A 14,955-nucleotide genomic window follows, 5' to 3' on the forward strand; every position below is an offset into this window, starting at 1 on the left:
ATAAAACTAAATATAATATGAAAGAAAAGGACAAACACAGCAAAGATGATGGCCACAATCATGACCACGGCGGAATTTTTGGAAAAAACACAGAACTCTATTTTGCGATTTTAAGCGGGGCCACATTAATTACAGGATTCCTGTTGGAAAAATTCACAGGGGTTTCAGATAACATCTCTTTTGGTCTTTACCTGGCAGCTTATTTCTTTGGCGGTTTTTTTACCCTAAAGGAGGCCATTACCAAAGTGTCCAAAGGCGAATTTGAAATCGATTTTCTGATGCTGGTCGCAGCTGCAGGAGCGGCCTATTTGGGCGAATGGGCAGAAGGCGCACTGTTGCTGTTCCTGTTTAGTTTGGGACATGCCTTAGAACATTACGCAATGGCTAAAGCCCAAAAATCTATTGCGGCTTTAACAGACCTCGCCCCTAAAACGGCCCTACTAAAGAAGGATGGCGATACTGTTGAAGTGGAGATTGAAGAGCTCCAGGTGGGCGATATCATCGTGGTACGCCCCAACAGCAAGATTTCTGCCGATGGTGTTATTGTAAAGGGCAATAGTAGTATAGACCAGTCACCCATTACCGGGGAAAGCGTTCCAGTGGATAAAACACCAATAGAAAATCCGGATAAGGAGTATACCTCACAAAGCGATATCCCGGATGAGAACCGTGCATTTTCAGGGACTATCAATGGTAACAATACCCTCGAAATAAAGGTGATTAAAGAGGCAAAAGATTCTACCCTCAACCGCTTGGTCACTATGGTACAGGAGGCTCAGGACCAAAAATCGCCCACACAATTATTGACCGATAAGTTTGAGCGGTACTACGTGCCATCGGTAATCTTATTGGTCATACTATTGAATTTTGCTTTTCTGGTCATCGATGAAACGTGGAATGAAAGCCTGTACCGTTCCCTGGCGGTACTTGTGGCAGCCAGTCCGTGCGCGCTCGCCATCTCTACACCTTCTGCGGTATTGAGTGGCGTTGCAAGGGCTGCGCGTGGCGGGGTTTTGATAAAAGGCGGTCGCCCATTAGAAGACTTAGGGGTACTTACCGCTCTTGCTTTTGACAAGACGGGGACACTTACCGAAGGAAAACCAAAGCTTACCGATGTCGAAAGTTTTGGCAACATAGATAAAAAGGAACTGTTGGAAATCGCGATTGCTGTTGAGGAACTGAGCGACCATCCCCTGGCAAAGGCTGTTGTACGTGACGGAATGGAACGGCTCGGGAAAGACACCAAAATTCCCGATGCCGATGATTTGGAGGCCGTACAGGGCAAGGGCATAAAGGCAAACTATCAAGGGAATTCCATTTACATAGGCAACCTGGAGCTTTTTGAGGATATTGATAAAGGCGTTCCCAGCGATGTATCAGAAAAGGTAAGAGCACTTGAAGGGGAAGGAAAGACCACGATGCTAATAAAAAGGGGCGATGAATTTATAGGGATGCTCGGGCTGATGGACACGCCACGGGAAAAAGCCAAGGAAACCCTTGCCCAACTAAAGGAAATAGGCATCAAGAAAATGATAATGCTTACCGGCGACAATCAGAAAGTAGCCGACGCTGTAGCCGAGGAAATCGGTTTGACCGAAGCACGCGGAAGCCTGCTTCCCGAAGAAAAAGTGGAGGCCATCAAAAAACTTGCTGAACAGGAAAATAAACTGGCAATGATAGGTGATGGGGTTAATGATGCGCCTGCAATGGCAAACAGTACCGTTGGTATTGCAATGGGTGCAGCGGGAAGCGACGTGGCCTTGGAGACCGCAGATATAGCGCTGATGGCCGATAAACTGGAAACCCTTCCCTTTGCCATTGGTTTGAGCAGAAAAGCAAAAGCGATCATCAGGCAAAACTTATGGGTAAGTTTGGGGGTAGTTGCCTTTTTAATCCCTGCGACCATAATGAGTTGGGCAAGTATCGGCATAGCCGTTGCGGTTCACGAAGGCTCTACGTTGGTAGTGGTTTTTAATGCATTAAGGCTTTTGGCTTATAAAAAATAAAAGTGATTTAGAAGCCTATATTTTTTGACAAATTCGGGTTGAATGTTAATCTAGATTATTTGATTATTGGTTAGATGGATATTATGAAAATTAGGAACCATATAAATAAAGTTTAATGTAAAAGTAATTTACCAATGAGAACATCTCTATTTATCTATTTTGCCTTTTTATTTGCCGTTGGGTTACAGGCACAAACCGAACCTTCCGTAGAAGGCAATGTAGATAACCTGCCCGTAAGGGAATATACCCTTACACTGCGGGAAGAAGCTGTAAACAAGGCGGGCAAGGAGGTTATGGGAATGACTATAAATGGTCAGATACCAGGACCAACACTTGAATTTAATGAAGGTGAATACGCCGTAATCTATGTCAAGAACGAGATGAGCGTGGAATCATCGATACACTGGCACGGCCTTCTGTTGCCAAATTTCTACGATGGCGTTCCCTATCTGTCCACGCCACCTATCGAACCTGGCAAGACCTTAAAATATGAATTCGCCATTAAGCAAAATGGCACCTACTGGTACCATTCCCATACCATGCTTCAGGAACAAAGTGGTGTTTATGGCCCTATTGTTATCCAACCAAAGGAAAAAACAGATTTGGAGTATGACAAGGAACTGGTACTGCTGCTTTCAGACTGGACCAATGAGAAACCTAGGGACGTAATGCGGTTTTTAAAACGGGGCACGGAATGGTACAACATCAGGAAGGGAACGGCCACACCGTTGAACCAGGTCATCAAAAGAGGTGCTCTGGGCGCACAATTTAATTTTTGGAGACAGCGTATGGAAAGTGCAGATATAGCAGACATTTACTACCCCGCGTTTCTGATCAATGGGGAGCAAAAAGTAGAATATCCTGAATTCAAACCGGGAGAGAAAGTACGTCTGCGTATTATCGATGGTTCTGCATCCACTTCGTTCTGGATGACCTTTGGTGGGGAAGACCCACTATTGGTTTCAGCCGATGGTAAGGATGTGGTTCCCGTAGAAAAGAACAAAACCTTTATTGCGGTTGCAGAAACCTACGATTTTATCGTGACCATACCGGAAACTGGCAAGTTGGAATTCAAGATTATGGCCCAGGATGGTTCCGGTACCGCAACTGCCTATCTTGGCCAGGGCACAATCGTTGCTGCCGCAGACGTTCCCAAGCCGGATAAAATAGGGATGATGCAGCAAATGGCCAAGATGAAGATGAGAATGGGCGCCCCGGCATTAAAATTTAGGCCCGGTAAGGTAGATCCCTATAAAATGGCCGAGGATTGGGGAATGCAAATGGACGGTACCATGCAGATGGAAGGGATGAACGATATGGCGCCCAATGCCGGATCGGAAGGTATGGGCAATATGAACAGGGAGAAGTCCAATATGAAAAAGGATTCCATGCAGATGGACCATTCCAAAATGGCAAAAATGGACCCGCCTGCCGGACGGGCAGGTATGGAAAAGGATCCTGAAAGGAAGGGACAGACTAGAATGGATGACATGAAAATGGCTGATATGGGTGGAATGAAAATGGGGGAAACGGGAGATATGCAGGGAATGAGCCTTTTTTCACAATACAATTATGATTATTTGAAAGCCCCCGAAAAAACCAACTATGATCCCGATGTGCCCGTAACAGAAATTCTATTGAACCTTACAGGGAATATGCAACGGTATGTCTGGAGTATGAACGGTGTACCCCTTTCCGAAGCGGACAAGATAAAGATAAAGGGGGACGAGGTAACCCGGATTACCTTCAATAATCTCACCATGATGCACCACCCTATGCATTTGCATGGACATTTCTTTAGGGTCATCAACGAGAACGGGGAATATTCCCCCTTAAAACACACGGTGAATGTACCCCCTATGCAAAAGGTAACCATTGAATTCTATGGCAATGAATACGGCGACTGGTTTTTCCATTGCCATATTCTATACCATCTGGTAGGCGGTATGTCCCGCATAGTAAGCTATGGTACGCCACGTGACCCTAGGTTGGAAGAATATCCTGTGTCCAAACTTATTGATGAGACCGACCAGTACTACTCTTGGGGTATGGTGGATGCCGCTTCCAATATGACCGCATTGAACCTGGTAAGTTCAAACATACGCAACCAGTTTTCCCTGAGGGCCGAATACGGCTGGAACAAAAATATGGAAGTAGAAGCGGCTTATGACAGGTATCTATATGATTATTTGACCGTTTTTGGTGGTGTGAATATTGAAAATGGAATGGAGGATAGCCTTGAGGAGATAACAACTACTGCCATTGCCGGGATTCGGTACCTCACCCCTTACCTCTTTACCCTTGATGTTCGCATGGACAGTAAGTTGCGGCCACAGATAAGTTTGAGTCGTGCCATATCGATCTTCCCAAGGACCATCTTGTTTGGAACCTACGAGTACCAGGCAGATTTTGGATGGGTGGATGAGTTGCCACAAGGGGATAATTTTAAAAAAGAAATTACCTGGAGTACCGGTATAGAATATTTCTTATCCAAGAATTTTTCGCTAATGGGCAGTTATGATAACCGCTTTGGTGCGGGAGGTGGGCTATCATTAAGATTTTAAGACCAATTATTAATTAATCAATAACTCAAAATCTATAAAAATGAAAGTCGATGAAAGACTTTTGCAAAACAGGTTCAAACAAAACCCAAGACAAAGGCACCAAAGAAAGGATTCCATCTTGTCCTGTATGCCATGATTACAGCCGTACTTATCTGTACTATAAGAACTGAACGGAAATTAATTAAAACTATAATTATGAACATTAGGAACATTTTTTTAAGATTGGCAATAATTGCCGTGATCGCGTTTGTAGCCCCTTCCTATGCTATAGGTCTAGAGTCCAGTAACGTTGATGACACCGAACTAATGACCGTCCCATCTGTAGCCATGCAGTCAGGGAATGTACAGGCAGACTTTGATGAATTTCCAAATTTGCACCCTATGGTGGTTCATTTTCCCATTGTGCTTTTATTGTTCGCCGCCATTTTGCAATTGATCCAACTATTCGTTATGAAACACACTATGGATTGGGTCATCCTGTTAATAGTGGGATCTGGATTTATAGGGGCCTATGTAGCAGGCACTTTGGTTCATCCTGATACCGAGGGACTTACCGAAATGGCCAAAAAAGTACTGGAAGAACACGATAAATATGCCAGCTGGACCGTGTGGTCAAGTGCCGTCGCGGCGGTAATGAAATTGGTAAGCCTGTTTTGGTTTAAACTAAGACGCGGTTTCGAGATTGCCGTGTTGCTGGTGATGGCATTTTCGGCCTATTCCGTATCCCAGGCGGGTCACTACGGCTCACAACTGGTATATATTGAAGGTGTGGGCCCACAAGGAAAATACTTAGGTAGTGAAACTGAAGAAGGCCAAAAGGAAAGCAGTGAACATTCACATTAAAATTAAAGGATGAAAAAAGGATTTATTATCACGAGGCCCATATTGGTTTTGGCATTAGACGCCGTAACCACTCAGCACCCACTGCTGTGGTAGACTTTGGGTAGGTTCCGATTCCTTGCTGTCCCAAATTATCCAAATGGTCAACGATTAGTACAAACCTATTAAAAAATCAAAAACAAATGAACTCAAAAGAAAATAATCACAAAGAAATGAAAAAAGGAAATTACGCAAAATTTTTTGCAATGATTGCAACCGCCATGGTAGCAATGTTCTTCTTGATGTATACCAACTCTTACCAGATCATTGATCATTTCTGGTTCAGTGAAACAAGGCTTTTTATGACGCTGGTCATGGCCGGTTCCATGATTATCATCATGCTGTTGTTTATGCTCAATATGTACAAGAAGCGTAGTGCCAATATCGCCGTCATTTCGTTGGGTATTTTGCTCATTGCCGGGGGCATTGGACTGGTGAGAAGCCAGATTACTGTTACAGGTGTTGATTATATGGAAGGTATGATTCCGCATCACTCCATAGCTATTCTTACAAGTGAGCGTGCCCAGATTAAGGATATACGGGTAAGGAAACTGGCTGATGAAATTATCAAAGCCCAACGCAGGGAAATAATGGAAATGCAGTGGTTGATCAATGACATTAGAGAAAATGGTGTAGTAGAAACAGAAGATGAAAGGAAAAAAAGGCCTGTGCCCGAGTTTGAAGGTTTGCTTGATGAAGAAACGCAAAATCTATACGAATAACGCACGAAGGCCCTCCATTGGTTGTTACCTTCAAGGTGGCGAAGTTGTTGGCGTATAAAGAATTGGAAAATTGAAAAAAATATATTGAAAATAATCAAAATAGACTGCCCTTCAGAAAGGCAAATAATTCGAGTGAAGCTGGAAAGATTTGATCTTAAAAAAACAGAAAAATGGATAAATATGATTTAACAATTATTGGTTCCGGTCCGGGTGGCTATGTGTGTGCCATACGTGCTGCACAACTGGGCTTTAAAGTGGCCATAATCGAAAGGTACAGCACCCTTGGCGGCACTTGCCTTAACGTGGGTTGCATCCCTTCAAAAGCCTGGCTGGAAGCCTCGGAACATTACCACAAGCTCAAACACCAATTCGAGGATTTCGGTATTGATGTCAAGGAAGCGAATGTGGATATTATAAAAATGAACCAAAGGGTTCAGGACGTCGTGGGGGAAATCATCAACGGGGTAGCCTACCTGATGAAAAAGAACAAGGTTACCGTTTATGAAGGCCACGGAAGCATCAAGGACAAAAACACCATTGAAATTAAGGGCGAGGACAAAACACAAACCATAGAAACCGATAAGATGGTCATCGCCACCGGTTCAAAACCTGCATCCTTGCCAAACATAGAAATAGATAAGAAAAGGATTATTTCCTCTACGGAAGCCCTTGCCCTTAAAGAAATCCCCAAACACTTGATGGTCGTTGGAGGTGGTGTCATTGGGGTCGAGATAGGTTCGGTTTTCGCCAGGTTGGGTTCAAAGGTTTCCATCGTAGAGTATTTTGATGGGCTTATTTATTCAATGGACAAATCCGTAGGGCACCAATTGTACAGGTCCCTAAGAAAACAAGATATCGAGTTCTATCTGGAACACAAGGTCACAAAGGCTGTGGCAGCAGAAGATAAGGTAACCCTTACGGCACAGAACAGGAAAGACGACAAGGAAATGCAGTTGGAAGGAGACTATTGCCTGATGGCCATCGGAAGAAAACCTTTTACATCAGGCTTGGGCCTTGAAAACCTGAGAGTGGAAACCAACGAAAAAGGACAAATAAAAGTTGATGATAACCTGGAGACCAATGTAAAAGGGGTCTATGCCATTGGAGATGTAGTCCGAGGGGCGATGCTCGCCCATAAGGCCAGTGAAGAAGGTGTTTTTGTGGCCGAACGCATTGCAGGACAAAAGCCGCATATCAATTATTCCCTCATACCAAACATTGTCTATACACAGCCCGAAGTAGCCGGTGTGGGACTTACCGAAGAGGAACTTAAAGAAGCAGGAAGAGCAATAAAAACGGGCTCGTTTCCCTTTAAGGCCAATGCACGGGCCAAGATAAGTATGGACACCGATGGCTTTATAAAAGTGATTGCAGACAAGGAAACCGATGAGATTTTGGGCGTTCATATGATAGGTCCGCGCATAGCCGATAGTTATACGGAAGCTGTCGTGGCGATGGAATTCAGGGCAGCGGCAGAAGATATTGCACGGATGTCCCACGGACACCCCACATTTTCAGAAACCTTTAAGGAAGCCTGCTTGGCCGCTACCGAAGACAGGGCGTTGCATATATAGATTTTTAAAAATGGAATTGGCAAATAAAACACAGTAATTATGTATCAATCCGCAAAAAGCCAGTCTACACTGGCTTATATCAGGGAAACGGCTAAAAAATTTCTCGATAGGGAAACGGCAGGGGGAATCTTATTGATTATTGCCACTATCGTCGCACTTATTTTGGGAAACTCCGAATGGTCAGGTATGTATCATCATTACCTAAAAGATGAGATCCTTATTGAGTTATCAGAACATTTTAGTTTTGGGCTAACTATTGAAGAATGGATAAACGACGGCCTGATGGCCATTTTCTTTCTAGTGGCCGGACTTGAGTTAAAAAGAGAAATCCTGGTAGGAGAATTGTCTTCCTTTAAAAAAGCATCATCCCCATTGCTGGCAGCATTAGGTGGTATGATAGTCCCTGCACTGATATTTGCGAGTTTGAATTCAGGAACAGATTATATAAAGGGTTGGGGCGTACCTATGGCCACAGATATAGCTTATTCTCTTGGGATCATTGGACTATTGGGAAAAAAAATCCCTTCACAACTAAAAATTTTTTTGGTAGCATTGGCGATAGCAGATGATTTAGGTGCCATTCTCGTGATAGCTCTTTTCTATAGCAATGAAATAAGCTGGTTTTTTCTGAGTGGTGGCCTGGGGATATTTATTTTACTACTGGTCTTAAACAAAGTAGGGATAAAAAACCTTTTATGGTATATTATTGGTGGAATTCTTTTATGGTACTTTTTCCTTAATTCAGGAGTCCATCCTACCATAGCAGGGGTGCTCTTTGCTATTACTATTCCTGTGAAACCTAAACTGGATAGTAAATACCTTAAGGAAAGGACTACCCATAACCTGGCTCAAATGGAGGAAACAAATTTCAAAACCAAAAATCCTCTTCAAGATATGAAACAGCGTAAAATTCTAAAAGCGATTAAAATTGACACGGAAAATTCAAGGCCACCTTTACTAAAATTAGAAAATGCCCTTATCGATTTCAATGCCTTTTTTATCATTCCAATTTTTGCGATTGCCAACGCAGGAGTGAAATTAGATGTGAGTTTTTTCGAGGTGGTTTCCAGCTCTCTCGGATTAGGTATAATCATAGGTCTTGCTGTAGGAAAAGTAGCCGGGATTAGTCTTTTTACCTGGCTTGGACAGAAGGCAGGTGTTTCGGCCATTCATAGTTCTTTAAAATGGAAACATATCATTGGTGTTGGAATGATTGCGGGAATTGGTTTTACCATGTCCCTATTCATAACCAACCTGGCTTTTTCTAGCCCAGATATGGTAAAGGTTTCAAAAATAAGCATTTTGATCGCTTCCTTTATTGCCGGCTTAATTGGTGTACTTATTTTATTGTTAACCTCACAAACAAAAGAAAATAATAAAAATGCCAAAATTCTGGAAAAGACTGGTAAAGGAGGAAATATGAGTTGATCAATAATTTTTTTTGACACCCACCGGGATGGTCATTGATGAATTACATCTACCTTAAAAAGAAATATAAATGAACAGATGAAAAAAAGTACTTTTATAATAAGTAAAATGGACTGTCCCTCGGAAGAGCAGATGATACGGATGAAACTGGAGTCAAACCCTCAAATAAAATATCTGGACTTTGACATTCCGAATAGGAAATTAGATGTGTACCATCAGGGGAATGCCCAAGAAATAAACGTGGAATTGGGTGCATTAAAGCTGGGGGAAAAACTTTTGGGAACAGAAAAGGCGGAAACGCCTATTGCCGAAGACGAGACCAAACAAAAGAAGATACTCTGGTGGGTTTTGTACATCAATTTTGGTTTTTTTGTTATCGAAATGACCACGGGTTGGATTTCTTCCTCGATGGGTCTTATTGCCGATTCACTGGATATGCTGGCCGATTCCATTGTATATGCATTGAGCCTTTTTGCCGTAGGCGGCGCTATTTCCCGAAAAAAGAAAGTGGCGAAATTCAGCGGCTATTTTCAGATGGCGTTGGCCCTTCTGGGATTTTCGGAAGTCGTGAGAAGGTTTTTGAGCAGTAGCGAAACCCCTTTGTTCCAATGGATGATCATCGTTTCCATTTTCGCCCTTATCGGCAACCTCGTTTCCCTATGGCTCATAAACAAGGCCAAAAGCAAGGAAGCGCATATGCAGGCAAGTGCCATCTTTACCTCAAACGACATTATTGTGAACGGCGGGGTAATACTGGCAGGGGTGCTGGTTTATTTTTTAGACAGTAAATGGCCCGATTTGGTCATTGGCGGTATTGTGTTTGCCTTTGTGATGCGGGGGGGCATTAGAATTTTAAAATTGTCGAAATAATTTGAATGTACAACATCAAAAAGTATCGAATGGCAACAAACTAATGATGAAGAAAAGAACTATAATCCTGCTGATTTTACTATTGTTGGCCATAGACCAGACAATAAAAATATATGTGAAGACTAATTTTTATTATGGAGAGGAATATTATGTGTTTGGCCAGGATTGGTTTCGGTTACATTTTTTGGAAAACTCCGGGATGGCCTGGGGATTCAAGTTTGGCGATGGTTATCTGGCCAAAGTTGTTTTAATTTTATTCCGGTTGGCAGCAATCATATGGGGAACCTTTTATATCAATAAGATGATTAAGAAGGGATATGCCAAGTTTTTTTTAATCAGTGCAGCATTTATATACGCAGGTGCGCTGGGCAATTTGATTGATGGAGCTTTCTACGGGATGATTTTTGAAAAAAGTGACCCGGCACTTCAAAATATTGCGGAAATATTCCCGTCGGGCGGTGGTTATTCGGGATTTTTAAACGGTAATGTGGTCGATATGTGGTTCTTTCCGATTATAGACACCAGGCTTCCGGAATGGTTGCCATTTTGGGGCGGGGAACATTTTACGTTTTTCGACCCTGTATTCAATACAGCGGATGTTTGGATCAGTACGGGAGTTCTTTTACTCTTGATTTTTCATAAAAAATATCACAAGACAAAAAAACTCGAATAGTAAACATTTGGAATATACTAATACTAACAGAATAATTTTAAACAACGATATACAATGAATGTCTGGCTTTGGGTAATAATATTGGGATTAGCGGCCTGGGCAGCACACTGGGGTGCAGATCAATTGTTGACCCCTTTAAAGTTGCTCCGTAAACAATGGGGACTTACCGCTTCTGCAGGTGCTGCATTCCTTGCCATTGTCACGGCAAGCCCTGAAGTTGCCATTAACATTACCAGTGCGGCACGGGACGTTTCCAATATTGGCCTGGGCAATTTGTTGGGTTCCAATATTATTTCCATTCCCTTGATGGTGACCATAGCTTATTTTGCTTCAAGGAAACAGTTCAAGAACAACAAGGAACATCAAGAGCATCTTGATAAAAACGTTCTGGCATTGAACAAACGATCGGTTTCTGTGCTCTCCCTTCCCTATCTGGGCATTATCGCCCTTGTGGCCATTTTGACCTTGCCAAAGCCCTGGCGCGGGCTACAACCAATAGACGGGTGGATTATGCTGGGTGCATATATTGCATTCCTGGCCCACGCCATAGTAAAAGGCAAGGAAAAGGGCAAAAAAGTAGAATGGAACAAAAAACAGGTCTGGTTATCGATTGCCGGGGCCTTGGCCATAGCAGTTGGCGCTTTTTTCATAGTGAAGGCGACCGAAAATATCGTTTCTGCCCTAAATATTTCTGAAATCGTGGGCGGCCTTTTTATCACGGGCTTAATGACCACCGCCCCGGAAATATTCAAGACCTGGAGCGTGGTAAAGGGAGGTGAGGTTACAGCGGGCACCACCAGTGTTATTGCAGACAATGCCGTGACGATGACGCTGGCATTTTTTCCGCTGGCGCTGGTAATCACCCCCATTGATGACTTTGAACTGTTCTGGGTCAACCTGGCCTTTGTCGGGCTTATGCCGCTGCTTTACACACTTTTTGTGCATCAAAGCAATGAACTGCACGGTTTCGCAAAGTGGCAGATTTTTGTGTTTGACGCTGCATATATCGCTTATTTACTGGTAATGGTTTTTTTCGTGTTGAAACTTTTTTGATAGATGAAAAAGGAACTTTTTAAAGATTACTCGATGAGGCTGAACATGCTGGATGAAAACATCCGCAAATTGGCCGTAAAGTATGCTGAAAAATACTATACAATAAACCAATTTTCCAGGGAGGAAGCCCTTGAACGCAGCATTGTAAAAGCAGAGATGGAAATGAGAAACTTAAATAAATAATATATGGCAGAATTAAAAAAATCATTGGGTACGCTTCGCCTAACCTTTTACGGTGTGGGTACCATTGTAGGTGCAGGGATCTACACAGTAATAGGTGCTGCGGCCGGCCAGGCCGGTTATGACTTATGGTTGAGTTTTATTTTGGCTGCGGTGGCCGCCAGTTTTTCAGCACTTTCCTACGCAGAATTATCCTCCACCTATCCCAATGCAGGTGCTGAATTCATTTTTGTACGCAAAGCATTTCCAAAGATAGACATACCGTCCTTTCTCACAGGCTGGACGATTGCCTTTCACAGTTCTGCCACGATAGCCGCTGTATTGCTGGCCTTTTCAGGATATTTCAACACTTTTTTTAGTGTACCTTCCTTATTGATAAGTTACGGCGTTCTGATAGTGCTTTCGTTGATAAGCATTACAGGCATCAAGAAATCATCCACCGCCAATATCATTATGGTTAGCATACAGCTGTTGGGATTGTTTATTCTCATCGCGGTCGGGCTTGCCGAAACAGGACCGCCTAAGGCAGCGTTTTTCAAGGTGGAATCCTTTTCCGGAACTTTGGCGGCAACAGCAACCTTGTTTTTTGTCTATACAGGTTTTGAACATATGGCAGCATTAGGTTCGGAAGTGAAAAACCCTGGTAAGACCATTCCGCGCGCCTTTCTATTGACAATGGTGTTTACCACCGTTATCTATCTGCTCATAGCTTTTACGGTTCTAAACATTGCCGACCCGTCAGAACTGGCAAAAATAGATTCGCCACTGTCGCTTGCGGCATCCAATCTCAACAGTTGGTTGCCTGTTGCCTTGGCGGTCGCAGCACTTTTTGCCACGGCAAATGCCGCCTTTAGCGGTATTATTTCCATCAGCAGGTTGCTGTTTGGAATGGCAAGCGTGGGTGAACTTCCAAAAGTAATGACCAAAACCAATGCACAGAAAGTACCCTGGGTTACTACCATTGTGGTTATGGCGGCAGTTGCAGGATTTATGTTGTTGGGGGATATTAAAATCGTAGCAGGAATGTCGTCATTGGGTGCGTTGCTTGTTTTTGTCGCCGTGAACATTGCCCTTATCGTATTGCGTTTCAAAGCACCAGATAAAGACAGGCCCTTTAAAGTTCCTTTATCTGTTGGGAAAGTGCCAATATTGCCAATTTTGGCAATACTTATTAGCCTCTCTTTGGTCATACAATTTAATTGGCAGGTTTATGCTGCTTTTGCGGGAGCCATTGTAGTGGGTATTATATTGGATTATTTTTTGGATAAAAGGGAAAAAAAAGAGATAGACCCCGAAAAAGAAAAGGAATTGTTTAACCATTAATCGAGTATTATGGACTGGATGTTTGACGATTTCAAAAATGATCTGGATTCCCTCAACCCACAGGTTAAGAAAAAAGCCCTGGAAATTGCCAAGAAATTAGTTGAGGAGAAAAATTATTCAAAGGAAAAAGCTATTACAGAGGCTATTGTGAAGGCTGAAGAATGGTTTTACGATTTAGGAGGTTAATAATTAATTTAAACTATATAAAATGTTACAAATAATCGAGTTACAAGGAAAAAATATTGTTGCCACAAAAGCTTCGGGTAAGTTGGATAAAAAAGATATAGAAAAAATCCATCCACTTATCCACGCCATATTGGACAAGGGAATGAAGGTTCGTTGGTATTTTGAGATGGAGGAATTTACAGGTTGGGATTTTCCTGGATTATGGGAAGACCTGAAAATGGATACAGCCCACGCAAAAGATTATGAAAAAATTGCGATGGTTGGGAATAAAAAATGGCAGGATTGGATAACCCAATTTATGAAACCATTTACGAATGCAGAAATAAAATATTTCGATCTGGAAGAAAAAGAAATTGCCAAAGAGTGGATTAAAAAATGACTTTTTATTAAAATGAATACTTAAAAACTGAATATGTAATTTAAATTAGAAAACCATGAAAATATTAGTTCCTATCGATTTTAGTCAAAGTTCAAAAACTGGAGTGGAGTATGCTACAAAAGTGGCCGAATCTTTAAATTCAGAAATCATTTTTGTACATGCCTATTCTCAAGGCTATCAATATGCCGGATATGGCGCTATAGCCTATCCGGTATCCGACAATTTTGGTTCTTACCAGGAATTATACAAAGAGAAAATGCTTGAATTCCTCGAAAATTTTCCACGTCTTGCCACAATAAATTACAAAAGTATTATAGCCTCTGGAATAACTTCTGATATAATTTTACAATTAGCAATAGAAGAAAAAGTAAATCTAATAATTATGGGCACAGAAGGAGCAGGTACTGTAGAAGGTTACGTTGCAGGAACCACCAGTGAGAAAATAAGTAAGGATGTTTCCTGCCCTGTACTGGTTGTGTCTGAACATTTAGAAACCTTTAGTATAAAAAGAATTTGTTTGGCCTTGGATTCAGATAATCTCAGACCTGATAGTAAATTAAATGTTCTTATTGATCTTTTAAGGGCATTTAATGCCAGCCTTTTTATTTTCCATTTTTCAGAGAGTGATGAAGATATTAATGAGCAGGAAATCAGGGATCATTATGTGGAGAATTTTAATCTGAAAGATATTTCTGTTCACCTTTTTTCCGAAGGGAAAGCTGAAGAGAATATTACCAATTTTCTAAATGAAAACGCTATTGATATTTTGGCTCTATTATACAGGGAACATAATTTTATAGAACAACTTACTGAACTTGGTTTGAGAAGAAAAATGATTTTCAAATCAGAAGTGCCTGTACTAATTTTAAAATAAGTATAGAGTTCAAATTAATGATTTGCACTATTTGTTCCTTGAAATTTTATTTTCTACAAAAATAAATTTCTGAAAGGACATTTCTTTAGAAAAGCAAAGAAACTTTTTGCACCAATACGCCCTGCCATTCGCAGTTGAAAGCGGTATTATACTTAGGAGTCCATGGATGTCAATAAGGCAGGAAGCCGTCTTTGCCGATGTCGGCGTAGCCTTTTTGGCCATCCTCAACGCGATACGTTTACAG

At 42.0% G+C, this 14,955-nt stretch carries 14 protein-coding genes; all 14 read left to right on the forward strand.

What is annotated here, in order from left to right:
• The first annotated feature begins 17 nt into the window (after window positions 1-17).
• The 14 genes from ACFFGL_RS08090 (at window position 18) to ACFFGL_RS08155 (ending at window position 14,711) form a co-directional block, all read left to right on the forward strand.
• Complete coding sequence (locus ACFFGL_RS08090) at window positions 18-2,006, forward strand: heavy metal translocating P-type ATPase (protein ID WP_228249804.1); 1,989 nt, start codon at window positions 18-20, stop codon at window positions 2,004-2,006.
• 134 nt (window positions 2,007-2,140) lie between these two features.
• The gene (locus tag ACFFGL_RS08095) at window positions 2,141-4,570 is read left to right on the forward strand and encodes a multicopper oxidase domain-containing protein (RefSeq protein WP_228249736.1); all 2,430 of its coding nucleotides are present in this window, start codon (window positions 2,141-2,143) and stop codon (window positions 4,568-4,570) included.
• Window positions 4,571-4,765: 195 nt separating this feature from the next.
• The gene (locus ACFFGL_RS08100; RefSeq protein WP_228249737.1) at window positions 4,766-5,413 is read left to right on the forward strand and encodes a DUF2231 domain-containing protein; all 648 of its coding nucleotides are present in this window, start codon (window positions 4,766-4,768) and stop codon (window positions 5,411-5,413) included.
• Between the two features lie 179 nt (window positions 5,414-5,592).
• Complete coding sequence (locus tag ACFFGL_RS08105; protein WP_013073449.1) at window positions 5,593-6,171, forward strand: DUF305 domain-containing protein; 579 nt, start codon at window positions 5,593-5,595, stop codon at window positions 6,169-6,171.
• Between the two features lie 170 nt (window positions 6,172-6,341).
• Entirely contained in the window at window positions 6,342-7,745 is a 1,404-nt protein-coding gene (gene lpdA / locus ACFFGL_RS08110) for a dihydrolipoyl dehydrogenase (protein ID WP_228249738.1), read from the forward strand.
• Between the two features lie 39 nt (window positions 7,746-7,784).
• Window positions 7,785-9,173, forward strand: coding sequence for a Na+/H+ antiporter NhaA (gene nhaA / locus ACFFGL_RS08115; protein WP_228249739.1), 1,389 nt, complete (start codon window positions 7,785-7,787; stop codon window positions 9,171-9,173).
• A 78-nt stretch (window positions 9,174-9,251) separates the two neighbouring features.
• The gene (locus ACFFGL_RS08120; protein WP_228249740.1) at window positions 9,252-10,043 is read left to right on the forward strand and encodes a cation transporter; all 792 of its coding nucleotides are present in this window, start codon (window positions 9,252-9,254) and stop codon (window positions 10,041-10,043) included.
• A 43-nt stretch (window positions 10,044-10,086) separates the two neighbouring features.
• On the forward strand, window positions 10,087-10,716 hold the full coding sequence (locus tag ACFFGL_RS08125; RefSeq protein WP_317206070.1) for a lipoprotein signal peptidase: 630 nt from the start codon (window positions 10,087-10,089) through the stop codon (window positions 10,714-10,716).
• 54 nt (window positions 10,717-10,770) lie between these two features.
• Complete coding sequence (locus tag ACFFGL_RS08130) at window positions 10,771-11,769, forward strand: sodium:calcium antiporter (RefSeq protein ID WP_228249741.1); 999 nt, start codon at window positions 10,771-10,773, stop codon at window positions 11,767-11,769.
• Between the two features lie 3 nt (window positions 11,770-11,772).
• On the forward strand, window positions 11,773-11,952 hold the full coding sequence (locus tag ACFFGL_RS08135) for a hypothetical protein (protein ID WP_228249742.1): 180 nt from the start codon (window positions 11,773-11,775) through the stop codon (window positions 11,950-11,952).
• A gap of 3 nt (window positions 11,953-11,955) precedes the next feature.
• Window positions 11,956-13,272, forward strand: coding sequence for an APC family permease (locus ACFFGL_RS08140; protein WP_228249743.1), 1,317 nt, complete (start codon window positions 11,956-11,958; stop codon window positions 13,270-13,272).
• Window positions 13,273-13,281: 9 nt separating this feature from the next.
• Window positions 13,282-13,458, forward strand: coding sequence for a hypothetical protein (locus ACFFGL_RS08145; protein ID WP_228249744.1), 177 nt, complete (start codon window positions 13,282-13,284; stop codon window positions 13,456-13,458).
• 22 nt (window positions 13,459-13,480) lie between these two features.
• Window positions 13,481-13,837: a SpoIIAA family protein gene (locus ACFFGL_RS08150; RefSeq protein WP_228249745.1), complete on the forward strand. Its 357-nt coding sequence runs from the start codon at window positions 13,481-13,483 to the stop codon at window positions 13,835-13,837.
• A gap of 55 nt (window positions 13,838-13,892) precedes the next feature.
• On the forward strand, window positions 13,893-14,711 hold the full coding sequence (locus ACFFGL_RS08155) for a universal stress protein (protein WP_228249746.1): 819 nt from the start codon (window positions 13,893-13,895) through the stop codon (window positions 14,709-14,711).
• Window positions 14,712-14,955 lie beyond the last annotated feature (244 nt).

Origin of the sequence: Mesonia maritima, from assembly GCF_042433895.1 — a bacterium.
Taxonomy (GTDB): domain Bacteria; phylum Bacteroidota; class Bacteroidia; order Flavobacteriales; family Flavobacteriaceae; genus Mesonia; species Mesonia maritima.